The following is a 23,051-nucleotide window of genomic DNA, read 5'->3' as shown; positions in this document are numbered from 1 at the left end:
GCAGGCGCAACGGCGAGAAACCCCCACGGCGGGACAGCCGAAAACGTGGGGCAACTACCCGGAGGGCCGTAGCTGGGAGTCGATGATCCGCGCCCACTCTTCGACGACCTTGGCCCGGCGGGCCGAATCGTCCGTGAGGAGGTTCGCGAGGCCGAGGCCCCGGGCCATGTCGAGCAGGCCCTGGACGGTTTCCCGTACGCCGGGGACCGATTCGTCGGCTTCCAGGAGTGCCACCGCCGTGCGGTGGGCCTCGCGGCCGACCCGGGCCTCCAGGGCCGTGACGCGTTCGCGCAATTGCTCCTCGTCGGAGGCGGCGACCCACAGATGCAGCGCGGCGCGGAACAGCGGGCCCGTGTAGAGGCCGACGAGTTCCTCGACGATGATCCAGGTGCGGGCGACGGAGCCGGCCGGGGGCAGGTTGTGGGCGACCGCCTTGACGGCGCCCTGGCGCTTCTCGGCGACGTGTTCGACGGCCGCCGTGAAGAGGTCCTCGCGGGTGCGGAAGTGGTGCTGGGCGGCGCCCCGGGAGACACCGGCCCGCTCGGCGACCACCGCGACCGTGCTGCCGCTCCAGCCGCGCTCCGCCAGGCAGGAGACGGCGGCCTCCAGCAGTTTGAGGCGGGTGGCGCGGCTGCGTTCCTGCTGGGGCTGCTTGGGGCCGCGGGCGGGGGTCAGCGCGCCCATGCGGGGGCCCGTCGTTCCAGGAAGGCGGTCATGCCCTCGCGGGCCTCGGCGGAGCCGAAGAGCCGCGCGGACTGTTCGGCCAGCGTCTCGGTGTCGCGGTCGAAGGCGGCCAGCACCTCTGCCGTGACCAGCTTCTTCGACTCGGCCAGGCCCTGGGGGGACCCCTTGCGCAGGCCGTCCAGTACGGGCGCGAGGCCGGTGTCGACGTCGTCGGCGGCGAGGGTGACCAGGCCGATCCGGGCCGCCTCGGCCGCGTCGAACTTCTCGCCGGTCAGGTAGTAGCGGCCGGCGGCGCGGGGGTCCAGCCGCGGCAGCAGCGGCAGCGAGATGACGGCGGGGGCGAGGCCGAGGCGGGCCTCGGTGAAGGCGAAGGTGGCGTCCGGTCCGGCCGCGGAGATGTCGCAGGCACCGAGCAGCCCCAGTCCGCCGGCCCGGACGTGTCCGGTGACGCGGGCGACGACCGGTTTGGGCAGTGCCACGATCGCGCGCAGCAGCCGGGCCAGGCCCAGCGGGCCGTCCTTCGCGGTGCCCGAGGTGGCCTCGGAGAGGTCAGCGCCGGCGCAGAACGTGCCGCCGGTGTGGGTGAGGACGACGGCGCGGGTGTCGTCGTCGGCCGCGGCGTCCGTGAGCGCCTGGTGCAGTTCGGCGACCAGGCGGGTGGAGAGGGCGTTGCGGTTGTGCGGGGAGTCCAGGGTGAGGGTGGTGATGCCGCGCTCGTGGGAGCGCGGGACGAGGGGTGCCGCGGGGGCGTCGGACATCGGGGCGTCGGTCATCGGGGCGTCGAGCTCCTTTCCCTGGCGCGCAGTTCGCGTCGCAGGATCTTTCCGGTGGTGGCGCGCGGCACGCCGGCCAGGAATTCCACGCGGCGCACTTTTTTGTACGGGGCGACCTGATCGGCAACGTACGCGATCACCTCGTCCTCGCTCAGCCGGGCCCCCCGCTGCCGCACCACGAACGCCTTGGGCACCTCGTTGCCGTCCTCGTCCGGGACGCCGATGACCGCGGCGTCGGCGATCGCGTCGTGGGTGAGCAGCAACGCTTCGAGGTCGGCGGGGGCGACCTGGTAGCCCTTGTACTTGATCAACTCCTTGACGCGGTCGACGACATGGAGCCAGCCGTCACCGTCGGTCCGCCCGATGTCGCCGGTGTGCAGCCAGCCGTCGGGGTCGATCATCGCGTCGGTCTCGGCGGGCCGCCCCAGATAGCCCTTCATGACCTGGGGGCCGCGGATGAGGATCTCGCCGCTCTCCCCCGGCCCCACGTCCTGGCCGGTCTCCAGGGACACCAGGCGCATCTCGGTGTTGGGGATCAGCTTGCCGACGGCGCCGGGCGGCGGGTTCGGCGCGTCGAGGGGGACGCAATGGGTGCCCGGGCTCAGCTCGGTCATGCCGTACGCCTGGAGCACCGGTGGCAGGCCGAGCCGCCGGGAACAGGCCGCCGCCAGCCCGGCGTCCAGGGGCGCCGCGGCGGAGACCAGATACCGCAGGGAGGAGAGGTCGTAGTCGGCGACCAGGGGGTGTTTGGCGAGGGCGAGGACGATCGGGGGTGCCACGTAGACGGCCGTGATGCGGTGCTGCTCGATGGTGGCGAGGAACTGCTTCAGGTCGAAGCGGGGCAGGACGACGACGGTGGCGCCGTTGCGCAGGGGGGCGTTCATCAGGGCGGTCAGCCCGTAGATGTGGAAGAAGGGCAGTACGGCGAGGACCCGGTCGTCGGGGCCGTTGGAGACGAGCGGGGCGAGCTGGGCGAGGTTGGTGGCGATGCTGCGGTGGGTGAGCATCACGCCCTTGGGGGTGCCGGTGGTGCCGGAGGAGTAGGGCAGGACGGCCAGGTCCTGGGCCGGGTCGAGGGTGACCGACGGTTCCGGGGCGGTGCCGGCGGCCAGGTCCCCTACGGAGCGGTGGCCCGGGGCCCGGTCGCAGACGAGGATCTCGGCGATACCGCCGGTCTGCTGGGCGGCGGCCCGGGCGGTGTCCAGCAGCGCCGATACGGTCACGATCCAGCGGGCCCCGGAGTCCTTCAGCTGCTTGGTGAACTCGCCCTCGGTGGCGAGCGGATGGACGGTGGTGACCGCCGCCCCGCAGCGCGAGGCGGCGTAGAACACGGCCGGGAAGAGCACGGTGTTCGGGCTGTGCAGGGCCAGCACCTCGCCCTTGCGGACGCCGGACGCCGCCAGGGCGGCCGCGATCCGGCGGCTGAGACGGTCCAGCTCGGTGTAGCTGAGGGTGGTGCCGTCGAGGCCGTCGATCAGTGCGGGCCGGTCGCCGTACTCCGCCGCCCGCCCGAGGACGGCCTCATGGATCGGCAGCTCTACGGGCGCGACGTCGGCGTACTCGCTGTGGAACACGTGGGACACCATGCCGGGGGCCTTCCCTTCAGCGGGGTATGGCGGGCGGGGCGGGTGCGGCGCCGCCCCGCCGGCCGGGACGGGTGCCCGGCCGGCACGGTCAGCATCCCGCCCTCAGTACGACTTGGGCAGCCCCAAGGACTGGTGCGAGACAAAGTTGAGGATCATTTCGCGGCTGACCGGCGCGATCCGCGCCACCCGGGCGGCGGTGATCATCGAGGCGAGGCCGTACTCCTGGGTGAGGCCGTTGCCGCCGAGGGTGTGGACGGCCTGGTCGACGGCGTGCACCGCGGCCTCGGCCGCCGCGTACTTGGCCATGTTGGCGGCCTCGCCCGCGCCCAGGTCGTCGCCCGCGTCATAGAGATGGGCCGCCTTCTGCATCATCAGCCGGGCGAGCTCCAGCTCGATATGGGCCTGCGCGAGCGGGTGGGCGACGGCCTGGTGGGCGCCGATGGGCTCCTTCCACACCTGGCGGGTTCCGGCGTAGTCGACGGCCCGGCCCAGCGCGTAGCGGCCCATGCCGAGGGCGAAGGCGGCGGTCATGATCCGCTCCGGGTTGAGCCCGGCGAACAGCTGGAGCAGTCCGGCGTCCTCGTCGCCGACCAGCGCGTCGGCGGGCAGCCGCACCTCGTCCAGGGTCAGCTCGAACTGCTTCTCCGGGGCGGACAGTTCCATCGCGATCGGGCTGCGGCCGAAGCCGGGGGTGTCGCGCGGCACGATGAACAGGCAGGGCTTCAGGCGGCCGGTGCGGGCGTCCTCGGTGCGGCCGACGATCAGGGTCGCGTCGGCGATGTCCACGCCGGAGATGAAGACCTTGCGGCCGTTGAGGACCCAGTCCCCGCCCTCCTTGCGGGCGGTGGTCGTGATGCGGTGCGAGTTGGAGCCGGCGTCCGGTTCGGTGATACCGAAGGCCATCTTGCGGGAGCCGTCGGCGAGGCCCGGGAGCCAGGTCCGCTTCTGCTCCTCGGTGCCGAAACGGGCGATGACCGTGCCGCAGATGGCGGGCGAGACCACCATCATCAGGAGTGGACAGCCGGCGGCGCCCAACTCCTCCAGGACGATGGAGAGTTCGACGATGCCGCCGCCTCCGCCGCCGTGCTCCTCGGGGAGGTTGACGCCCAGGTAGCCGAGTTTGGCGGCCTCCGCCCAGAGGTCGTCGGTGTGGGTGCCCTCCGCCACGACGCGGGTGAAGTAGTCGCGGCCGTAGCGGGCGCCTAGGGCGGCTACCGCTTTGCGCAGGGCGCGGTGTTCCTCGGATTCGATGGTCGGGGTGCCCATGGGGGTCTCCTCGGGGTCGTCGGTTGCGGTGCGATTCGCTGTCGGCGGCGGTGCGATTCGCTGCCGGCGGCCGTGCGTTTTCGGCTTCGGTTGCGTCACCGGGTGCGGCGCCGTTTCCCGCCTTCGGCGGTGGGAGGGGTGTTGGGGGGGTGGGCCCCAAGTGTGTGGGTGGTGCGGTGTCGGGGCCTCCGGGGCGGGGTGTCGGACTGCTGCGCTTTACGTCCGACACCCCGCCCCTCCAGCCCCGCCACCTCGCGTTTCGTGGCGGCCCCACCCCGGTGGGGAAAGAGGCATAAGCACGGTGGGGCGAAGGCATGAAGAGGCGCCCGGGTGGCTGGTCAGTCCGTGACGACGGCCAGGAGGGTGCCCACTTCGACCTGCTGGCCCGGGTGGACGGGGAGGGTGGTGAGGGTGCCGGCGGAGGGGGCGGTGATCTTGTGTTCCATCTTCATGGCCTCCAGCCACAGCAGCGGCTGGCCGGCCTTGACCTGGTCGCCCTCGGTGAGGTCCTCGGCGATGCGTACGACCGTGCCGGGCATGGGGGCCAGGAGGGAGCCGGGTTCCGTGCGGGCCGTGGGGTCGGGGAAGCGGGGCAGGGCGGTGAAGGTGTGGGAGGTGGGTGTGGTGGCCCCGCCCGGGGAGGGTGGCGCGTCGACATGGACGCGGTCGCCGTAGCGGGCGACCGCGAACTGCCGCCGCAGGCCGTCGATTTCGAGCACGACCTCGTCCGGGCCGAGGGCGAGCAGCCGTACGCCGGGGAAGTCCTCGGCCCGCAGGCCGTCGCGCCCGAGGCGGTAGCGGATGGTGTGCTCGGTGCCCGCGCCGGCGTAGGTCTTGGTCTGGGGTCCGGAGGGGACGTTGCGGAAGCCGCCGAAGCGGGAGCGGCCGTGGGCGTCGGCGAGGGCGGCGGCGAGGGCGAAGACCGGGGCCCCGTCGGGGTCGTTCGTGGTGAGCTCGGCGAGGTGGCGGTCGTAGAAGCCGGTGTCCAGGGCGCCGGGGTCGGTGAACTCCGGGTGGCGCAGGGAGCGGACGAGCAGGTCGCGGTTGGTGACGGGGCCGTGGATGGCGGCTCGGGCCAGGGCGCCGGCCAGTTTCCGTACGGCCTCGTCGCGGCTCGGTGCCCAGGCGATGACCTTGGCCAGCATCGGGTCGTAGTGGACGCCGATGGTGTCGCCGTCGGTCACGCCGGAGTCGAGCCGGACGCCGTCGGGCAGCGCCAGCCGGTGCAGGGTGCCGGTCTGCGGCTGCCAGCCGGCCGCCGGGTCCTCCGCGTAGAGCCGCGCTTCCACGGCGTGCCCGTGGGGCTGGGGCGGGGCGGTGTCCAGGGGGCGGCCCTCGGCGATGCTCAGTTGGAGGGCGACCAGGTCGAGGCGGTATACGGCCTCGGTGACCGGGTGTTCGACCTGGAGGCGGGTGTTCATCTCCAGGAAGTACGCCCGGCCGGTGCGGTCCACCAGGAATTCGACGGTGCCCGCGCCCCGGTAACCGATGGCGCGGGCGGCCCGCTCGGCGGCCCCGTGCAGGGTGGTGCGCAGTTCCTCGGACAGTCCGGGGGCCGGGGCCTCCTCGATGACCTTCTGGTGGCGGCGCTGGAGGGAGCAGTCACGGGTGCCGAGGGTCCAGACCGTGCCGTGGCCGTCGGCGAGGATCTGCACCTCGACATGGCGTCCGCCGACGACGTAGTGCTCGACGAATACCTCGCCGTCGCCGAAGGCGGCCTCCGCCTCGGCCCCGGCTGCATTCAACTCCCCTTCCAGCGCGTCAAGTTCGGCGACCACGCGCATACCGCGACCGCCACCGCCGGCCGCCGCCTTCACCAGCAGCGGCAGATCGGCCTCGGTGGCCCGCTGAGGGTCGACGGGGGCCAGCAGCGGCACCCCGGCCTCGGCCATCAGCTCCTTGGCCCGCGTCTTGGAGGCCATGGCCTCGATGGCGGCGGGGGGCGGACCGATCCAGGCCAGGCCCGCTTCGGCCACCGCGGCGGCGAAGCCGGCGTTCTCGGAGAGGAAGCCGTAGCCGGGGTGGACCGCGTCGGCGCCCGCGGCGCGTGCGGCCCGGACCAGCAGGTCGCCGCGCAGGTAGGTGTCGGCCGGGGCGTCGCCAGGGAGCCGTACGGCGGTGTCCGCCTCACGGACGTGCGGGGCGCCGGCGTCCGCGTCGGAGTGCACGGCGACGGTGGAGATGCCCAGCTCACGGCACGTGCGGAAGACCCGCCGGGCTATTTCGCCGCGGTTGGCGACGAGTACGGAACGGATCACTTCTGCCTCACATCCGGAAGATGCCGAAGCCGCCCCGCGCGCCCTCGACCGGGGCGTTGTGGAGGGCGGACAGGCACAGGCCGAGGACGGTTCGGGTGTCGCGCGGGTCGATGACGCCGTCGTCGTAGAGCCGCCCGGACAGGAACATCGGCAGCGACTCCGACTCGATCTGCTGCTCGACCATCGCGCGCAGCCCGGCGTCCGCCTCGTCGTCGTACGGCTGCCCCTTGGCGGCGGCCGACGCGCGGGCGACGATCGAGAGCACCCCGGCCAGCTGCTGCGGTCCCATGACGGCGGACTTGGCGCTCGGCCAGGCGAACAGGAAGCGGGGGCCGAAGGCGCGGCCGCACATGCCGTAGTGGCCGGCGCCGTAGGAGGCGCCCATGAGGACGGACAGATGCGGGACCTTCGAGTTCGACACCGCGTTGATCATCATCGCGCCGTGTTTGATGATGCCGCCCTGCTCGTACTCCTTGCCGACCATGTAGCCGGTGGTGTTGTGGAGGAAGAGGAGCGGGATGTCGCGCTGGTTGGCCAGCTGGATGAACTGGGCGGCCTTCTGGGACTCCGCGCTGAAGAGCACGCCCTGGGCGTTGGCGAGGATGCCGACCGGGTAGCCGTGCAGCTCGGCCCAGCCGGTCGTCAGGCTCGGCCCGTAGAGCGGTTTGAACTCGTCGAAGTCCGAGCCGTCCACGATCCGCGCGATGACCTCGCGGGGGTCGAACGGGGCCTTGAGGTCGCCGGGGACGATGCCGAGCAGCTCGTCCTCGTCGTACTTCGGCGGGGCGGCCGGGCCCGGATCGGGGTGCGCCTTGCGGTGGTTGAGGCGGGCGACCACCCGCCGTGCCTGGCGCAGCGCGTCCGGCTCGTCCACCGCGAAGTGGTCCGCGAGCCCGGAGGTGCGGGCGTGCATCTCGGCGCCGCCCAGCGACTCGTCGTCGCTCTCCTCGCCGGTCGCCATCTTCACCAGCGGCGGGCCGCCCAGGAACACCTTGGCGCGCTCCTTGACCATGATCACGTGGTCGGACATCCCGGGGACGTACGCACCGCCCGCGGTCGAGTTGCCGAACACCACGGCGACGGTCGGGATACCGGCCGCGGACAGCCGGGTGAGGTCCTTGAACAGCGCCCCGCCCGGGATGAAGATCTCCTTCTGGCTGGGCAGGTCGGCGCCGCCGGACTCCACGAGCGAGATCACCGGGAGGCGGTTGGCGAAGGCGATCTCGTGGGCCCGCAGCGACTTCTTCAGCGTCCAGGGGTTGCTGGCGCCGCCGCGCACCGTCGGATCGTTGGCGGTGATCAGGCACTCCACGCCCTCGACGGTCCCGATGCCGGTGACCAGTGAGGCGCCGACCTGGTAATCGCTGCCCCAGGCCGCGAGCGGCGACAGCTCCAGGAACGGGGTGTCGGGGTCGAGGAGCAGCTCGATCCGCTCCCGGGCGAGCAGTTTGCCGCGCTTGCGGTGCCGGGCGACGTACTTCTCCCCGCCGCCCTCGGTCGCCTTGGCGTGCGCCTCCTCGACCTCCGCCAGCTTCGCGAGCATCGCCGTACGACGCTCCGCGTACTCGGCGCCCGACGGATCGAGCCCGGTTCCGAGCACGGTCACCACAACACCTCCGGTAGGTCCATGTGCCGCGAACGCAGCCACTCCCCCACGGCCTTGGCCTGGGGATCGAACCGGGCCTGCGCGGCGACACCCTCACCGAGCAGCCCGTCGACGACGAAGTTGAGCGCGCGAAGATTCGGCAGTACGTGCCGGTCGACCGGCAGGTCCGCGGTCTCGGGGAGCAGCTGTCTGAAGCGCTCGACGGTCAGCTCGTGTGCCAGCCACCGCCAGGCCGGCTCGGTGCGGGCCCACACCCCGACGTTCGCCGAGCCGCCCTTGTCGCCGCTGCGGGCTCCGGCGACCAGGCCGAGCGGCCCGCGCCGGGTGGCCCCGGCGGGCAGCGGCTCGGGGAGCGGCGGGTCGGGCAGTCGCACCAACTCCCGGGTTTCGGGCGCCGGTTGAGCGTGGATATGGGTGCCGTCCGGCAGTACGGCACGATGCGGCACCTCGGCCGCGTCCACCGCCACCGCTTCGAAGACCCCGTACGGGGTGCCCTTGCCGGGCGGCGCGGTGACATGGAAACCGGGGTAGCTGGCCAGCGCCAGCTCGACCGCGGCGCCGCTGACCACCCGCCCGACCGCGTCCTGGTCGGGGTCCCGCACCACCAGGCGCAGCAGTGCGCTGGCCTCCTCCTGGACCGCCGCGTCGTCCCGGTCGGTGCGGGCCAGCGTCCAGCGCACCTCGGCCGGGCGGTGCTCCGCCGCGTCGAGGGCCGCCTCCATCTGCCGGCGGACCAGCGCGGCCTTGGCCGGTACGTCCAGCCCGGTCAGGACGAAGGTGACCTCGTTGCGCCAGCCGCCGAGGCGGGTCAGCCCGGTCTTGAGGGCCGGCGGCGGCGCCTCGCCCCGTACGCCGTCGATCCGGACCCGGTCCGGCGCCTCCTCCGTCAGCCGTACGGTGTCCAGCCGCGCCGTCACATCCGGCCCGGCGTAGCGGGCACCGGCCGTCTCGTAGAGCAGCTGGGCCGTGACCGTGCCGGTGGTGACCGCGCCGCCGGTGCCCGGGTGTTTGGTGATCACCGCGCTGCCGTCGGCGGCGATCTCGGCGAGCGGGAAGCCGGGCCGCAGCAGGTCATGGGCGTCGAAGAAGGAGTAGTTGCCGCCGGTGGCCTGGGTGCCGCATTCCAGGACGTGCCCGGCGGCCACCGCCCCGGCCAGCTGGTCCAGATCCTGTGGCCGCCAGCCGAAGTGCGCCTGGGCCGCGCCGCTGACCAGCGCGGCGTCGGTGACCCGCCCGGTCACCACCACGTCGGCGCCGGCCCGCAGACAGGCGGCGATCCCCGCGCCGCCCAGGTAGGCGTTGGCGGTCAGCACCCCCTCGCCCCACCCTCCGCGCGCCAGCAGATCGTCACCTTCCACATGCCCCACACGCACGGGCACCCCGACCTTGTCCGCCAACTCCCTTACGGCGTCGGCGAGTCCGGACGGATTCAGCCCACCCGCGTTGGCGACGATCCGCACGCCGCGCTCGGCGGCCAGCCCGAGCCCGTCCTCCAACTGCCGCAGGAAGGTCCTGGCATAGCCGCGGGTGGGGTCCTTCAGCCGGTCCCGGCCGAGGATCAGCATGGTCAGCTCGGCGAGATAGTCGCCGGTCAGCACGTCCAGCGGGCCGCCGGTGAGCATCTCGCGCAGGGCGTCGAAGCGGTCGCCGTAGAAGCCGGAGGCATTGCCGACACGGAGGACGGCGGGGTCGGCGCCTATGGGGCGTATCGCGCCGTCGTCGCTCATGAGGTGGCGGCTTTCCCGGACGGCGTCCGCCCCTTGCCCGGCGGGCCCGCGAAGGCCTGTGCGATCTCCAGCCAGCGCTCCGCGTCCGCCCCCTCGGCCCGTACGGAGGGCAGATCGGCGCGGTGCGCCCGCTGGGTGACCAGCAGACAGAACTCCAGCGCCGTACCGGTCACCCGCTGGGCGGCATCCGGCGGCCCGTACTCCCACACCGTGCCGTCGGGCGCCCGCAGCTCGACCCGGAACTCCTCCTCGGGCGGGGTGAGTTGATGCGTCGCATAGGCGAAGTCGCGGGTCCGGACACCGATCCGGGCGATATGCCGCAGCCGGGCGGTGGGCGGCCGGACGGCACCCAGGGCGTCGGCGATGTCCTGCCCGTGCGCCCAGGTCTCCATCAGCCGCGCGGTGGCCATCGAGGCCACGCTCATCGGCGGGCCGTACCAGGGCAGTTTCTCCCCGGTGGGCCGTTCCCTGAGCGCCCGGAGCAGCTCCTCGCGGCCGGCCCGCCAGTCCGCGAGCAGCTCCGCCGGAGGTGTCAGCGCACCGGCCTCGGCGGCCTCGTCGACAAAGGTCAGCGGCGTGGCGAGGGCTTCCCGCGCGGCGCGTACGAAGCCCTCCGGGTCGGTGGCCGAGAGCAGCGCCTGCCGGTCGGTCCAGGCCAGGTGAGCGATCTGGTGGGCGACCGTCCAGCCCTCGGCGGGCGTCGGGGCCGCCCAGCGCCCGGCCGGCAGCCCCGCGACCAGCGCGTCCAGCTCCTCGCTCTCCGCCCTGAGATCCGCCAGTACGGCGCCGGGATCGGACACGCGACACTCCCCTCATCGGCCCCATGTGGCCTACGGCCAGGGCAGGTTGACAGGCGTTGGTGCGGTACGGGTCCGAGCGTGGCAGCGCCGACAGAAACAATCAAGCACGCCTGCATGATTTTTTCCCACGACGGTTCCGGTCCGCCCGCGGCTGCCAACGGGGCAGCCGCGGGCGGCCCATGGCTCAGCTGTGCGCCCCGGCGCTCCGTACGGCGCCCACACTCGCCAGCACGACCAGCCCGATCGCCAGCACCTCGGCCCAGCCCAGCGCCTGGTGCAGGACGAGGAATCCGGCGGTGGCCGCGGCGGCCGGCTCCAGGCTCATCATCACCGCGAAACCGGCGGCCGGCAGCTTGCGCAGGGCGAGCAGTTCCAGGGTGTAGGGCAGGACGGACGACATCAGGGCGACCGCGGCGCCCAGCCCCAGGGTGACCGGGTCGATCAGGGCGGAGCCCGCGCTGAGGATGCCGAACGGCAGACTGAGCAGCGCCGCGACCGTCATCGCCAGCGCCAGTCCGTCCGCCTGCGGGAAGCGCTGTCCCGTACGGGCGGAGAGCAGGATGTACGCGGCCCACAGCCCGCCGGCCGCCAGCGCGAACGCCGCCCCGGTGAGGTTGAGCCCGTCGAACCCCTCACGCCCCAGCAGCACCACGCCGCCCAGGGCCAGCGCCGCCCACACCAGGCTCAGCAGCCGGCGGGAGGTCGCCACCGACAGGATCAGCGGCCCGAGGAACTCCAGGGTGACCGCGGCGCCCAGCGGAATGCGGTCGATGGCCTGGTAGAAGAGCGAGTTCATCCCGGCCAGTGCGACGCCGAAGGCCAGCACCGTGGCCCAGTCGCCCCGCGTATATCCGCGCAGCTTGGGACGGCAGACGACCAGCAGCACCAGCGACGCGACCACCAGCCGCAGGGTGACCACACCCAGCGCACCGGCGCGCGGGAAGAGCAGTACCGCCACCGACGAGCCGAACTGGAGCGAGACGATCCCGCCGATGACCAGCGCCACCGACCCGAGCCGCCCGCCCGCCCCGACCCGGCCGGCTCTCCCGGCCTGCGCCTCCGCCGTCAGCACCTCGGGCGACGGCGGTATCGGGTGCGCAAGCCCCCCGTCACGGGTGGGCGCGGTGTCGACGGAAGGGGCGGGGGTAGCGGGCGTACCGCCATCGGGAGTCTCGGGCGAAGCGTTCACGCCACCACGCTACGGCCCGCCGTTCCGGTCCGTGAAATGCCTTTTCCCCTGTTGTTATGCTCCGCGCGCATGAGCATCGAGCTGCGTCATTTCCGCTGCTTTCTCGCCATCGCCGACACCCTGAGCATCACCCGCGCCGCCGAGCGGCTGCACCTGACCCAACCCGCCGTCTCCCGCACCCTGCGCCAGCTGGAACAGGCCCTCGGCGTCCATCTCGTCGACCGCTCCACCCATCACCTCGCGCTCACCCCCGACGGGCTGTCCTTCCGCGACCGGGCCGCGGTCGCGGTGGCCGCCTTCGACCGGGCGCTCGGCTACGCCCACCGCACCGCCTGGCCGCTGCGGCTGGGCCACGCCTGGGCGGGCGCCGGTACGGACACCACCGCACTGCTGCGCCGCTGGCACGAGGAGCACCCGGCGACCCCGCTCGAACTCCTCCGTATCGACGACCGCACGGCCGGTCTCGCCCGCGGTGAGGTGGACGCGGCCCTGCTGCGCGGCGAGGTCCTGGCCCCCGGCCTGATCACCGAGCGGCTGACCACCGAGCCCCGAGTGGCCGGACTGCCCGCCGACGACCCGCTCGCCCACCGCACCGCCCTCTCCCTCGCGGACCTGGCCGACCGCACCATCGCCGTCAACACCGTCTCCGGGATCACCTCCCTCGACCTGTGGCCGCCGTCCGCCCGCCCCGCGGCCACGATCACCATCGGAAACACCGACGACTGGCTGGCCGCCATCACCGGCGGCCGCGCCGTCGGCGTCACCACTTCCGCCACCGCCGAGATGCACCCCCACCCCGCCATGGCCTACGTCCCCCTCACCGACGCCCCACCCGTCCCCGTCGTCATCGCCTGGCGCGACGGCCCCGGGCATCCACGGATCCCGGACCTGATCCGGCTGGCCCATGAGGTGATGGGGCGGCACGGCGGGGGGTTGTGAGCGTCGGGGGTGGTAGGGGCGCGGGGCGGCGGGGTTTGACGGTTCGGGGGGGTGGGGCGCGGGCGGGGGCGAGGGGGGCAGGGGTGCGGGGGCCGGGGGCCGTCGCAGCCGGGGTCATCGCGGACGGTGGCCGTCGCGGACGGGGGGGCGTCACGGACGGGGGTCATCGCGGACGGGGCCGTCCCAGCCGGGGGCCGTCCCGTACGGGGCGGAGACGCCTCAGAACCGCCGGGCCGACTCCTCCGCGTGGGCCATCCGCCGCAGGCTCAGCAGCACCGGTTCATACAGCACCGTCAGCGCGACGGCCGCCTCGATCTGCCCGGTCGGGGTCGGCTGCTCCTCGACCATGTCCAGGTCGGTGACCGCCAGTTGCGCCGCCAGCTGCGCATACGGCAGCAATTGCTCGGTGTCGCAGGGGTAGCCGAGCCGGACCAGCGCGGCGACCGAGTCGATGAGCCGCCGGTGGGCGGGGTTGCGCAGGTCCGGGCCGCGGCCGGAGGACCACCCCAGCCGCTCCAGCAGCGCCGCCACCGAGCGGCGGGCGGTCTCCACCGCCGGGTCGTCCTCGGCGGGCCGCTCGGCGCAGGGCAGCGCCCGGGTCGCCGCACCCAGCCGCAGGTGGTGGTCCAGCGACTCGTCCTCCGCGGCAGCGATCACCTCGCGCGCCGCGGCCACCGGAACCCCGCCGATCTGGATCAGCGCCCGCACCAGGCGCAGCCGCCGCAGGTGATCCTCCCCGTACTCGGCCTGGGTGGCGGAGACCCGGCGTCCTGGCTGGAGCAGCCCTTCGCGCAGGTAGTACTTGATCGTGGCGGTCGACACCCCGCTGCGCTCGCTCAGCTCCGCCAGCCGCATGCTCTTGCACCTCCATTGGACAGTGAAACTATCCAAGCATGAATGGCGTCGCCGTCCAAGGGGACGGAGAATCTCATGGGCATTGCACCGATATCCGAGCGACGGGTCACGGCCGCCGCGGAGGGCGACGTGGTCGAGCCCGTGGGCCGCCGCGGCGAGCGCGCGGCACAGCGGCTGGCAAGCGGGGCCGTTCAGGGGCGGCGCGAGGGGAGCTCCGGCCACCCGCCCCGTGCCTGGGTGTGCGGCACCCGGCGTCGGCCAGCCCTGGAGAAGTAGCCGTCGGCGGCACAGAGTTGCCGCATCCGGCGTCTCCGGAACATCCGGCCCCCTCAGAGGAGCAACATGTCCACCACCCCCGCCCACGACGATGCCCTCGCCCCACGTCTCCAGCGCCTGGAGGACAAGGAGTCCCTGCGGGCGCTGATGATCCACGGCTGGCGGGCGCTGGACCGCAAGGACTGGCGCACCTGGATCGAGTGCTGGGCCAAGGACGCGGTCCTGGAGTTCGGTCCGTGGGAACACCTCCACGGCCGCGAGGCGATCCTGGCCAAGGTCGTGGAGGCCGAGGCGCCATACACCACCATGCAGCACCACATCCTCAACATGGACTTCGAGGTCCGGGGCGACCGGGCGACCGGCATCGGCTACATGTGGTTCGTGGCCGTCACCGGCCCCGAAACGACCACTTCGCCCTACGCCATGGGCGGCCCTTACGCCTGGGAGTACACCCGCCACACCGACGGATGGCGCCTGACCCGCCAACGACTCGGCGTCTGGTGGTCCACCGGCGAGGACACCCTCCACGCCTTCACCACGGCCGACTAACCGAACTCCTCACGGTCGTCCCCCTGCGACACTCCGGCCGGGGACGGCAAAGAGGGGTCCCCTGGGTCGGCTACCTCAGCGGACACGCGAGATCCCGTCGCACCCGGTGCGGACTACAGGCGATCAGGTTCAGCGAGAGGAACCGCCCGCCGCTCACCCACCAGCCCCCGACCCGGTCCTCACCGGCGGACAGCGCCCTTACGGTCTCCTCGTACGACCGTTCCGGCGGATACGAGCCCACGAAGAGCCCCGCGTAGTGGGCAAGTTGCGCGGCGTACCAATCAGCTGCCTCTTTCGGCTCCTCGAACGTCGCCTCGATCCGGTCGGCCGGCTTCAGCAGCCAGTCCGCGCACACCAGCGGCATCACCTGGGCGGAGCGGAACTCCGGGTGATCCGGCCGGCGGTGCGCGTCCCCCGGCTTCACGAGGACATCACCGCTGCCGAGCCAGACGTAGGCGTGGTGGTGAGGTCCGGCCATCTCGCTCCCTGATGTCGCACGTTCCACTCCGTGAACTGGTCCGAATGGGCGGCCCCCACCCGAGGCCCGGGCCGGGGCCGCCCACGGTTCACGGACTACTGACGGCCACAGCCCTGTCCGTCGCCGCAGCCACCGTTGGGGTTGCCTCCCTGGTTGTCGTCCTCGTCGCCGCCGTACTTGACCGGGTCGAGGCGGTAGCGCATGGTCATCTCCTCGGGTGCTGAGTCGACGCACGGTCGGTCCGCGCGTCGTCGTGCACTTGCGAGGGCCCCTCGTGGGCCCACCCGCTCCGGCCGTGTCCTGCCAGGGAATGGCGGCCGGGGCGGGAGTTTTCGTCAGAGCCGTCTGGGTGACAGCCAGCGGGTTCTACGGGCCGCCGTACCTGCGCCGGGCCCGTTCTTGAATCGCGCTTACGACGCCACCTGGTGCCTCGCGCGATGGCGGGCACAGTGCTACGCCGGATGACGACGCTAGAAGCGTCAGGCATGCCGTTGCCATCAATGTGCAGCGATGTGCAGAGAGCCCCACATACAGGTGAGTTGGCTGCCTTCCGCCTTGCCTCAAGCCGTCTCTCCTCGCAACTGTGGTGCACCTCAGCGCACATTGCGGAGCCTGTGAAACCAGAGGACCGTTAGGGCCCCACACGTCGTCGACACCGGCCGCGAGGCGACCTCTGAGGCCCCCTGCCCAACCCTTCACTGGAGGCTGACGTGCACCTCCAGTTCATCGGAGTCGACCCGGACTCACACATCGACGAGTCCCCGACCGCTTGGGTGGATCCTGAGAACGCGGACATCGTGATCCAGAGCTACACGGCCAACGACGCCACACGAGCCCTGTGTGCGCAGAACAATGCGCCCGGGCACGCCCAGCTCATCCCTGACCATGAGTCGGTCATCCGTGTCCCGCCCCGGTTGGTGCCGATCCTGAGGGAGGCGTGCGATGCCGCAGAACGTGCCAAGCTTTAGCAGCATGTTGGAGGCCGCTGAGCACTCAGCGGTGCACCTCGAAATGCGTGACACCTATGGAGTCAGCGGCGAGGCCGATGACTTCACCACGTGGCAGCGCACCGGTCAGCGGGATACCGACCGCCATTCGGCCCACTGGGCACCTTGGGTCGACCTGGTCTCACGGGCCGTCTCCCGGGGCGTCATCGTCCAGCGGGCACGCATCGTTTCCGAGCCGGTCTCCGATTACATTCGGTTCGAGTACGCCGGGACCACAGTCAATCTCTCCGCCGGCGAACAGGTTCGGTGGCTGTCCCGTCGACGCGCCTCCGACATCGCTCTACCGGGGAACGACTTCTGGCTCTTCGACGGCCGCCTGATCCGGTGGAACCACTTCGCTGGTAATGGCTCCTCAGGAGGCCCGGAGATTGCCGACGACCCGGCCACGGCGAAGCTCTGCTCGGAAGCCTTCGAGGCTGTGTGGGCACGCGCCGTCCCGCATGAGCAGTACGAAATCCGCTAGCAAAGGCCACCACGCTCCCTCATGCCCGCCTCTCCTTCCTCGTCCGCGCAAGCCGCACGCGAAGCCGTCGCCGTGCGGCTTCGCGACCTCCGCAAAGAGGCAGGACTGACGATCACCGACCTGGCCGGTCGGTGCGTCTGGCACCATGCCAAGACGTCCCGCATCGAGAACGCCCGCACCGCGTCTTCCCCCAACGACATCAGACTGTGGTGCGACGCTTGTGGTGCAGAGGGCGAGGCGGCCGGCATGATCACTCTGTCGCTGCACGCCGAGTCGATGTACACCGAATGGCGCCACCAGGTGCGCGACGGCCTCAAACAATTGCAGAACCGCTCCGTGCAGTTCTTCCGTCAGACCACGCTGTTCCGGGTCTACTCCTCAACCCTCGTTCCCGGCCTTCTGCAAACCGAGGGCTACGCGGCCGCGGTTCTGCGGAGGGCCGCCGAATTCCGGGGGCTGGGTTACGACGACAGCGCGGAAGCCGCGCAGGCACGGGTCGAGCGCTCCCGCGTCATCCACGAGCCCGGACACCGATTCGTACTGCTCCTGGAAGAGGCAGTGCTCCACTACCGCATCGGAGACGCGGACACGATGGCCGGCCAACTCGGCTCCATTCTTACGGCCGGTTCCCTGCCATCCGTGTCACTCGGCATCATCCCCATGGCAACCCACGACCGCGTGCTGGGACCACGCGAGACTTTCCACGTCTACGACGACACTCTGGTGTCGGTCGAGCTGGTGTCAGCACGGGTACGAGTCAAGCAGCCCTCCGAAATCTCTCTCTACCTGAAGTCCTTCGAGCAGTTGCGCAGCATGGCCGTGTACGGCGTCGAGGCGCGGGCGCTCATTCAAAGGGCGCTCGAAGCGTTGACCTGAATCCGCAATACATTCACGCCATCAACCTCCATCTCTTCAGCCTGATGCCCCTGCCTGCGGGCGCCGCGACAGCTTCTGCATGCGGTGCGTCCTCAGCATGCTGAATTCCGTTGGGCCACGGATGGCCTTGCCGCAGCAATCCACGGCGCTCTGCGGTCAGTTGCTGCGGAGGGGTGCACATACGCATTCGGACGGATCGGCTCGACGAGCGAACGGCGCCACATGAGCGGCTTGTGAGCCGGCTGTGAGTGACGCGGCCGATTCTCATTGCGTGCCGGCCGCAGTGGCAATCCGTATCCGCTGCGTGGTCGGCAGCAGGACGCACTCCGCGTTACAGGTGGAAGTAAGGGGAGCAGAAATGAACGGACGAGTACGCAACGTTCTCCCGTCCAGCAGAGGCCGGCGGGCGAAAGCGGCCGCGGTGGGAGCGATGGCCATCGCGGCGACACTGGGCCTGACCGTCACCCCGGCCCAGGCGGATGGGCCTGGCGGCTTCGGCAGCAGCGGGGGGCTCATGTCGTCGGCGCAGGGCTCCTACAACCCGGCGCCCGGGCCCGACCCGATGGACGACCCTCAGAAGCGCGCTGAGTTCCTCTCGACCTGCGGTGACAAGTGCACCGTCACCAACGGCACGTTCGTCGGCGAGGCGACCGAGGGGACGCCGGAGAGGATGGGGGACTTCCACGATGCCTGCGACAGCCTCGGCAACTTCAGCTACACGCAGTCGGAGACCGAGAGCAACGGCATCGTCATCAGCATGGGCCTGAAGGTTCCCGCCGTCATGGGCGTGGAAGCCACGCCGAGGATCGACTACAACCGGGTCCACACCAAGACCACGGGCATGACCGACACGGTCACTCAGGACAAGACCTACACGCGCTACTGGCTGGACAGGGTTCCGGTCACCAACACACTGCGCGGAAATTGGTCGTACGCAGGGGATTCCGTCAAGGGTCTCCCGCCGCGTGAGTTCACGGACGTTGAGGCCGACGTGACGTACTACGCGTTCCGGAAGCAGTCCCGCCCGATGACCGAAGAGGAGATAACCACCCTCTGCGGCAACAAGAGCCCCGCCTGACGCTGCCGGCCGCACAGCACACCGCCCGCCGCTTCCCTTCCGTGGCGGGCGGCACGGGGCCTTCCGGACCGGTGTGGATCGCGAGATCTACCACCGGTCCGGGAAGGCCCCCACGGTCTCTGCTCACCTCCCCAATTCTCACGGCGTCCCCGGCTCCCCCGCCTCCCCCAACGCCTCCGCCAGTACCTCCGCCAGATGCCGCCCCGGCCGGTCGCCGAGCTGGTCGAGCTGGGTGCGGCACGAGAAGCCGTCCGCGAGGATTTCCGCGTCCTCGGGCGATTGCTGGACCGCGGGCAGGAGTTGGTCCTCCGCGCAGGCCACCGACACGTCGTAGTGGCCGCGTTCGAAGCCGAAGTTGCCGGCCAGGCCGCAGCAGCCGCCGGTGAGGTTGCCGGTGAGGCCGGCGCGTTCGCGGAGGCGGCGGTCGGGGGCGTCGCCGAGGACCGCGTGCTGGTGGCAGTGGGTCTGGCCGGCTACGGGGCGGTCGATGCGTGGGGGCTGCCAGTCGGGGGCCAGTTCTTCGAGGGCTTGGGCGAAGGTGCGGACCGAGTTGGCCAGTTGGGCCGCTCGGGGGTCGTCCGCGAGGAGTTCGGGGAGGTCTGTGCGGAGGGCGGCGGCGCAGCTGGGTTCGAGGACGACCAGGGGGTGGCCGTCCTGGAGGAGCGGGCTGAGGACCTCGACGGTGCGGCGCATGACGCGGCGGGCCTGGTCGAGTTGGCCGGTGGAGACGTAGGTGAGGCCGCAGCACAGGGGTGGGCGGTGGAGGCGGGGCAGGGCGGGCTGTGGAAGGGCACCGCCGGGTTGGCGTAGTGGGGCGGTCGGTGGCAGGAGGGGGCGCAGACCGGCGGCTTCCAGGACGCGGACGGCGGCGCGGCCGACCTCCGGGGAGAGGTGGTTGGTGAAGGTGTCGGGCCAGAGGATGACCGTGCGGCCGCCGGACGGGGCCCCGGCCCCGGCCGTCGTCTTCCGGCGGCGCCACCACCAGCGGATGAAGGTCTCGGTGGCCAGTGGCGGGATCGGGCGTTCGGGGGCGATGCCGCCGAGGCGTTTGGCGACGGTGGCCAGCGGTGTACGGGCGAGGGCGTTGAGGGCGGGGGCCAGCGGGGCGGCGGCGTGCAGCCACTGGGGGAGGCGGCCCATCGAGTAGTGGGCGGCGGGGCGCACCCGGCCCTCGTAGTGGTGGTGGAGGAATTCCGCCTTGTAGGTGGCCATGTCGACGCCCACGGGGCAGTCGCTGCGGCAGCCCTTGCAGGAGAGGCAGAGATCGAGGGCGTCGCGCACCTCGGGCGACCGCCAGCCGTCCGTGATCACCTCGCCGGCCAGCATCTCGTGCAGCAGGCGGGCCCGGCCGCGGGTGGAGTGCTGCTCCTCGCCGGTGGCGCGGAAGGACGGGCACATGACGTCCGCCGAGCCCGGAGCGGTGGCGGCGTTGCGGCATTTGGCGACGCCGACGCAGCGCCGTACGGCCGCGGAGAAGTCGCCGTGGTCGTGCGGGTAGCCGAATTCCACCGGGACCGGGCGCTTGGGCAGCACCTCGAAGCGGAGGTTCTCGTCGAGGCGGGCGGGGCGGACGAGCATGCCGGGGTTGAGGCCGTCGGCCGGGTCCCAGAGTGACTTGAACCGCTCGAAGACGCCGACGAGTTCGGGGCCGTACATCCTCGGGAGCAGTTCGGCGCGGGCCTGGCCGTCGCCGTGTTCGCCGGAGAGCGAGCCGCCGTACGAGACGACCAGGTCGCCCAGGTCGGTCGAGAAGTCCCGGAAGCGGCGGATGCCGGGGGCGGTCAGCAGGTCGAAGTCGATGCGGATGTGGATGCAGCCGTCACCGAAGTGGCCGTAGGGGGTGCCGCGCAGGCCGTGCTGGGTGAGCAGGGCGCGGAAGTCGCGCAGATACGGGCCGAGTTGGCTGGGGGGTACGGCGCAGTCTTCCCAGCCGGGCCAGGCCTCGCTGCCGTCCGACAGGCGGGTGGCGGTGCCGGAGGCGTCCTCGCGGATCCGCCACAGGGCGCGCTGGCCGGCCGGGTCGGTGACGACGGTGTGGTCGGTGCTGCCGTCGGCGGCGGCCGCCCGGCAGAGCGCCTCGGCACGGGCCGCCGCCTCGCCGGGGCTGCCGCCGCCCATCTCGACGAACAGCCAGGCGCCGCCCTTGGGCAGCCCGGTCGCGGCGCCCACCAGGTCGGCGGCCATCCCCTCGACCGTCATCGGCCGGTGCGGGAGGAGGGTGTGCGCGGCCTCGGCGGCGGCGCTCTCGTCGGGGTAGGCGAGGACGGCGAGGACCCGGGCGGCGGGGGTCTCCACGAGGCGTACGGTCGCCGCGGTCAGTACCCCGAGGGTGCCCTCGCTGCCGGTGAGGGCGCGGGCCAGGTCGGTGCCGTTCTCCGGGAGCAGCGCGTCCAGGGCGTAGCCGGAGATCCGGCGGGGGAGGTCGGGGTAGCCGGTGCGCAGCAGCGCCAACTCGCCGTCCACCAGGGCTTTGACGCCGTCCCTCAGGCGCGGGGGCAGTCCGGTGGGGGCGCCGGTGGGGTCCGTGCCGCGGCCGGCCCGTACCCGCTCGCCGCCGTACGTCAGCAGCTCCAGCTCGCGGACGCTGTCGGCGGTGGTGCCCCAGGCCACCGAGTGCGAGCCGCAGGAGTTGTTGCCGATCATGCCGCCGAGGGTGCAGCGGCTGTGGGTGGAGGGGTCGGGGCCGAAGGTGAGTCCGTGGGCGGCGGCCGCCGAGCGCAGGTCGTCCAGGACGACGCCCGGCTGGACGACGGCGGTGCGGGCGGCGGGGTCCAGCGAGACGATCCGCCGCATGTGGCGGGTGAAGTCCAGCACCACCCCGACGCCGGTCGCCTGCCCCGCGATGCTGGTCCCGCCGCCGCGCGGCACCACCGGCACCCCGTGCTCCCGGCACACCCGCAGCGCCGCGGCGACATCCTCGGCGTCCAGGGGCGCGACCACCGCTCTGGGCACCCGCCGGTAATTGGACGCGTCCATCGTCACCAGTGCCCGGTCGGCCGCGGCGAACGAGACCTCGCCCCGTACCGCGGCCGCCAACTCCTTCGCCAGATCCCGCTTCTCCGTCTCCGTACGATCAGCCATGACTCCAGCCTGCCCACTGGGGCGGGTTCATGGGGGTCGGCAGGCCCGATCGCCGGGAGAGTTTCCGTGCCGTCAGGCGGGAACGGCGGCCGCGGCCGGCGCGGCGGCGGGGTGGAAGCGGAAGAGGTTCGCCGGGTCGTGGCGGGCCTTGAGCCCGGCCAGCAGCCGGTGCGCGCCGGTGTCGTGCACACTGCGTGCCACCTCTTCGGCGTCCGGCCGGTCACCGTGCCGGCCGAAGAGGAAGTTCACGCTCCGGCCGAGCCGCCAGGGCGCGACGGCCGCCAGCGCCTCGGCGTGCAGTGCCCGCACGGCCGACAGGGCGGCGTCGGCCCCCTCGCTGCCGGAGCCGTCCTCCGCGGCGCCGGCCAGCGGCGACAGCACGCGCAGCGCGAACCGGGCGTCCCGGTGGCCGACGGTGCCGGCCGCGGCGCCGCCGGAGGCCATCGCGCCGCCGAGATGGTTCAGCTGGACCACACACATGGCCGGGGCGGCCGGTCCGGTCAGCGCCGCCACCCGGCGCAGCGCGGCCGCGTCCAGCCCGCTGAGCAGCGCGTTGTCACCGTCGTAGGCATGCGGATCGGCCGGGTCCCGGTGAATGGTGTGCGACTCGGTGTACGGCATCTCGCGCAGGTCGTCGCTCACCCGTGGCCCCACCGCCCGCAGCGGCGCCACCAGCCGCTCGCCCTCCGCGGCACTCCCCGTATAGGCGATCCGGATATGTGCCAGGTAGCGGCCGCGCAGCGACCCGGGCAGCTGGGGGAGGTCCGGGTAGGCGATCAGGGCGAGCGAGGAGGTCAGCTCGTCCGGCACGGTTTCGGTCCAGCGCAGATACTCCGCCAGCGCCTCGTCGATCTGCTCGCCGCCGAAGACCAGCTGTCCGCCGTACAGCCGGGCCACCGGCACCAGTCCGAACTCCATCGCGGTCACCACCCCCAGGCCGTGGCCGCCGCCGAGCAGCGCCCGGAACAGCTCGGGGTCGGTGTCCGCGGTGACGTGCCGCGGCCGGGCGTCGGCGGTGACCAGGTCGACGGACCGGACCTGGTCGGCGGCGAAGCCATACGTCCGGGCCAGCACCCCGACGCCGCCGCCGAGGGTGTACGAGATGACGCCGACGCCCGGGGAGGAGCCGTTGAGCGGGGCGAGGCCGTGCGGGGCCGCCGCGTCGACGACCTGGCCCCAGACGACGCCCGCCTCGACCCGCGCGGTGCCGGCCGCCGCGTCCACCCGCACCCCGGCCATCCGCCGGGTGCTGATCAGCAGCCCGCCGTCGGTGGCCGCGGACAGCCCGTGCCCGGTGGCCTGGACGGCGACCGGCAGGCCCTGTGCGCGGGCGAAGCGCACCGCGGCGACGACGTCCTCGGCGCACCGGGCGCCGACGATCACGGCGGGCCGGTGCCGGCGGGCCAGCTGGAAGCCGGACCGTTCGGCGTCGTAGCCGTCGTCGCCGGGGAACAGGACCGGGCCCCGGACCCGGTCGGTGAGCGCGGCGAGGGCGGCGGGGTCGAGTGCGGGGGCGGACGGCTGGACGAGGTCGTTGATCTCCATGCCCGGCACTCTGCC

20 protein-coding genes are annotated in these 23,051 nt (G+C 72.5%); 7 read left to right on the top strand and 13 right to left on the bottom strand.

Annotation, left to right across the window (positions count from 1 at the left end):
* Positions 1-54: 54 nt before the first annotated feature.
* From TU31_RS00860 to TU31_RS00820, 9 genes are all read right to left on the bottom strand, one after another.
* A complete protein-coding gene (locus tag TU31_RS00860) occupies positions 55-684 on the bottom strand; it encodes a TetR/AcrR family transcriptional regulator (RefSeq protein ID WP_042147327.1) in 630 nt (209 codons plus the stop codon).
* Positions 672-1,442 (bottom strand): enoyl-CoA hydratase family protein, encoded by a 771-nt coding sequence (locus TU31_RS00855; protein WP_042149703.1) that lies wholly within the window; start codon positions 1,440-1,442, stop codon positions 672-674. The genes TU31_RS00860 and TU31_RS00855 overlap by 13 nt, the downstream gene beginning before the upstream one ends.
* Before the next feature lie 11 nt (positions 1,443-1,453).
* Positions 1,454-3,043, bottom strand: coding sequence for a 4-coumarate--CoA ligase family protein (locus tag TU31_RS00850; protein WP_052718793.1), 1,590 nt, complete (start codon positions 3,041-3,043; stop codon positions 1,454-1,456).
* Between the two features lie 102 nt (positions 3,044-3,145).
* On the bottom strand, positions 3,146-4,309 hold the full coding sequence (locus tag TU31_RS00845; protein WP_042147326.1) for an acyl-CoA dehydrogenase family protein: 1,164 nt from the start codon (positions 4,307-4,309) through the stop codon (positions 3,146-3,148).
* Between the two features lie 338 nt (positions 4,310-4,647).
* Entirely contained in the window at positions 4,648-6,567 is a 1,920-nt protein-coding gene (locus TU31_RS00840) for an acetyl/propionyl/methylcrotonyl-CoA carboxylase subunit alpha (RefSeq protein WP_042147324.1), read from the bottom strand.
* Positions 6,568-6,574: 7 nt separating this feature from the next.
* Positions 6,575-8,173 (bottom strand): acyl-CoA carboxylase subunit beta, encoded by a 1,599-nt coding sequence (locus TU31_RS00835; RefSeq protein ID WP_042149698.1) that lies wholly within the window; start codon positions 8,171-8,173, stop codon positions 6,575-6,577.
* Entirely contained in the window at positions 8,170-9,900 is a 1,731-nt protein-coding gene (locus TU31_RS00830) for an acyclic terpene utilization AtuA family protein (protein WP_042147323.1), read from the bottom strand. The genes TU31_RS00835 and TU31_RS00830 overlap by 4 nt, the downstream gene beginning before the upstream one ends.
* Entirely contained in the window at positions 9,897-10,700 is an 804-nt protein-coding gene (locus tag TU31_RS00825) for a TIGR03084 family metal-binding protein (RefSeq protein WP_042147321.1), read from the bottom strand. Before TU31_RS00825 ends, TU31_RS00830 begins: the two co-directional genes overlap by 4 nt.
* A gap of 184 nt (positions 10,701-10,884) precedes the next feature.
* Positions 10,885-11,769 carry an EamA family transporter gene (locus TU31_RS00820; RefSeq protein ID WP_245698409.1) on the bottom strand — a complete coding sequence of 295 codons (885 nt, stop codon included), beginning with the start codon at positions 11,767-11,769 and terminating at the stop codon, positions 10,885-10,887.
* 189 nt (positions 11,770-11,958) lie between these two features.
* Between TU31_RS00820 and TU31_RS00815 the strand changes: the two genes are divergently transcribed.
* On the top strand, positions 11,959-12,828 hold the full coding sequence (locus TU31_RS00815) for a LysR family transcriptional regulator (protein ID WP_042147315.1): 870 nt from the start codon (positions 11,959-11,961) through the stop codon (positions 12,826-12,828).
* 219 nt (positions 12,829-13,047) lie between these two features.
* Here the strand turns inward: TU31_RS00815 and TU31_RS00810 are convergent, their stop codons facing one another.
* A complete protein-coding gene (locus TU31_RS00810) occupies positions 13,048-13,683 on the bottom strand; it encodes a MerR family transcriptional regulator (RefSeq protein WP_042147312.1) in 636 nt (211 codons plus the stop codon).
* 75 nt (positions 13,684-13,758) lie between these two features.
* On the opposite strand from TU31_RS00810, the gene TU31_RS38410 reads away from it, so the two are divergent.
* On the top strand, positions 13,759-13,959 hold the full coding sequence (locus TU31_RS38410) for a hypothetical protein (protein ID WP_158894188.1): 201 nt from the start codon (positions 13,759-13,761) through the stop codon (positions 13,957-13,959).
* Between the two features lie 66 nt (positions 13,960-14,025).
* Positions 14,026-14,508: a nuclear transport factor 2 family protein gene (locus tag TU31_RS00805; protein WP_042147310.1), complete on the top strand. Its 483-nt coding sequence runs from the start codon at positions 14,026-14,028 to the stop codon at positions 14,506-14,508.
* 70 nt (positions 14,509-14,578) lie between these two features.
* Here the strand turns inward: TU31_RS00805 and TU31_RS00800 are convergent, their stop codons facing one another.
* Positions 14,579-14,986 (bottom strand): hypothetical protein, encoded by a 408-nt coding sequence (locus tag TU31_RS00800; RefSeq protein ID WP_042147307.1) that lies wholly within the window; start codon positions 14,984-14,986, stop codon positions 14,579-14,581.
* Positions 14,987-15,696: 710 nt separating this feature from the next.
* On the opposite strand from TU31_RS00800, the gene TU31_RS00795 reads away from it, so the two are divergent.
* From TU31_RS00795 to TU31_RS00780, 4 genes are all read left to right on the top strand, one after another.
* Entirely contained in the window at positions 15,697-15,954 is a 258-nt protein-coding gene (locus TU31_RS00795) for a hypothetical protein (RefSeq protein WP_042147304.1), read from the top strand.
* The gene (locus tag TU31_RS00790; RefSeq protein ID WP_042147300.1) at positions 15,929-16,456 is read left to right on the top strand and encodes a DUF6879 family protein; all 528 of its coding nucleotides are present in this window, start codon (positions 15,929-15,931) and stop codon (positions 16,454-16,456) included. The genes TU31_RS00795 and TU31_RS00790 overlap by 26 nt, the downstream gene beginning before the upstream one ends.
* Positions 16,457-16,477: 21 nt before the next feature.
* Positions 16,478-17,332, top strand: coding sequence for a helix-turn-helix domain-containing protein (locus tag TU31_RS00785; RefSeq protein ID WP_042147297.1), 855 nt, complete (start codon positions 16,478-16,480; stop codon positions 17,330-17,332).
* A 358-nt stretch (positions 17,333-17,690) separates the two neighbouring features.
* Positions 17,691-18,410, top strand: a complete 720-nt coding sequence (locus TU31_RS00780; RefSeq protein WP_158894185.1) for a hypothetical protein — start codon at positions 17,691-17,693, stop codon at positions 18,408-18,410.
* Positions 18,411-18,548: 138 nt separating this feature from the next.
* Here TU31_RS00780 and TU31_RS00775 read toward each other — a convergent pair whose 3' ends face one another.
* Both TU31_RS00775 and TU31_RS00770 read right to left on the bottom strand, forming a co-directional pair.
* Positions 18,549-21,491 carry an FAD-binding and (Fe-S)-binding domain-containing protein gene (locus tag TU31_RS00775; RefSeq protein WP_042147290.1) on the bottom strand — a complete coding sequence of 981 codons (2,943 nt, stop codon included), beginning with the start codon at positions 21,489-21,491 and terminating at the stop codon, positions 18,549-18,551.
* Positions 21,492-21,563: 72 nt separating this feature from the next.
* Positions 21,564-23,036 carry an FAD-binding oxidoreductase gene (locus tag TU31_RS00770; protein ID WP_042147287.1) on the bottom strand — a complete coding sequence of 491 codons (1,473 nt, stop codon included), beginning with the start codon at positions 23,034-23,036 and terminating at the stop codon, positions 21,564-21,566.
* Positions 23,037-23,051 lie beyond the last annotated feature (15 nt).

This window comes from Streptomyces lydicamycinicus (assembly GCF_000829715.2).
GTDB lineage: Bacteria > Actinomycetota > Actinomycetes > Streptomycetales > Streptomycetaceae > Streptomyces > Streptomyces lydicamycinicus.
Note: the sequence above shows the minus strand (reverse complement) of the source record. Positions and strands in the feature narration are given on the sequence as shown.

Coding starts and splice junctions, on each gene's coding strand:
- TU31_RS00780 (WP_158894185.1), top strand. CDS start 17,691: ATGAACGGACGAGTACGCAACGTTCTCCCGTCCAGCAGAGGCCGGCGG.
- TU31_RS00860 (WP_042147327.1), bottom strand. CDS start 684: ATGGGCGCGCTGACCCCCGCCCGCGGCCCCAAGCAGCCCCAGCAGGAA.
- TU31_RS00775 (WP_042147290.1), bottom strand. CDS start 21,491: ATGGCTGATCGTACGGAGACGGAGAAGCGGGATCTGGCGAAGGAGTTG.
- TU31_RS00785 (WP_042147297.1), top strand. CDS start 16,478: ATGCCCGCCTCTCCTTCCTCGTCCGCGCAAGCCGCACGCGAAGCCGTC.
- TU31_RS00850 (WP_052718793.1), bottom strand. CDS start 3,043: ATGGTGTCCCACGTGTTCCACAGCGAGTACGCCGACGTCGCGCCCGTA.
- TU31_RS00845 (WP_042147326.1), bottom strand. CDS start 4,309: ATGGGCACCCCGACCATCGAATCCGAGGAACACCGCGCCCTGCGCAAA.
- TU31_RS38410 (WP_158894188.1), top strand. CDS start 13,759: ATGGGCATTGCACCGATATCCGAGCGACGGGTCACGGCCGCCGCGGAG.
- TU31_RS00770 (WP_042147287.1), bottom strand. CDS start 23,036: ATGGAGATCAACGACCTCGTCCAGCCGTCCGCCCCCGCACTCGACCCC.
- TU31_RS00815 (WP_042147315.1), top strand. CDS start 11,959: ATGAGCATCGAGCTGCGTCATTTCCGCTGCTTTCTCGCCATCGCCGAC.
- TU31_RS00855 (WP_042149703.1), bottom strand. CDS start 1,442: ATGTCCGACGCCCCCGCGGCACCCCTCGTCCCGCGCTCCCACGAGCGC.
- TU31_RS00830 (WP_042147323.1), bottom strand. CDS start 9,900: ATGAGCGACGACGGCGCGATACGCCCCATAGGCGCCGACCCCGCCGTC.
- TU31_RS00810 (WP_042147312.1), bottom strand. CDS start 13,683: ATGCGGCTGGCGGAGCTGAGCGAGCGCAGCGGGGTGTCGACCGCCACG.
- TU31_RS00800 (WP_042147307.1), bottom strand. CDS start 14,986: ATGGCCGGACCTCACCACCACGCCTACGTCTGGCTCGGCAGCGGTGAT.
- TU31_RS00805 (WP_042147310.1), top strand. CDS start 14,026: ATGTCCACCACCCCCGCCCACGACGATGCCCTCGCCCCACGTCTCCAG.
- TU31_RS00790 (WP_042147300.1), top strand. CDS start 15,929: ATGCCGCAGAACGTGCCAAGCTTTAGCAGCATGTTGGAGGCCGCTGAG.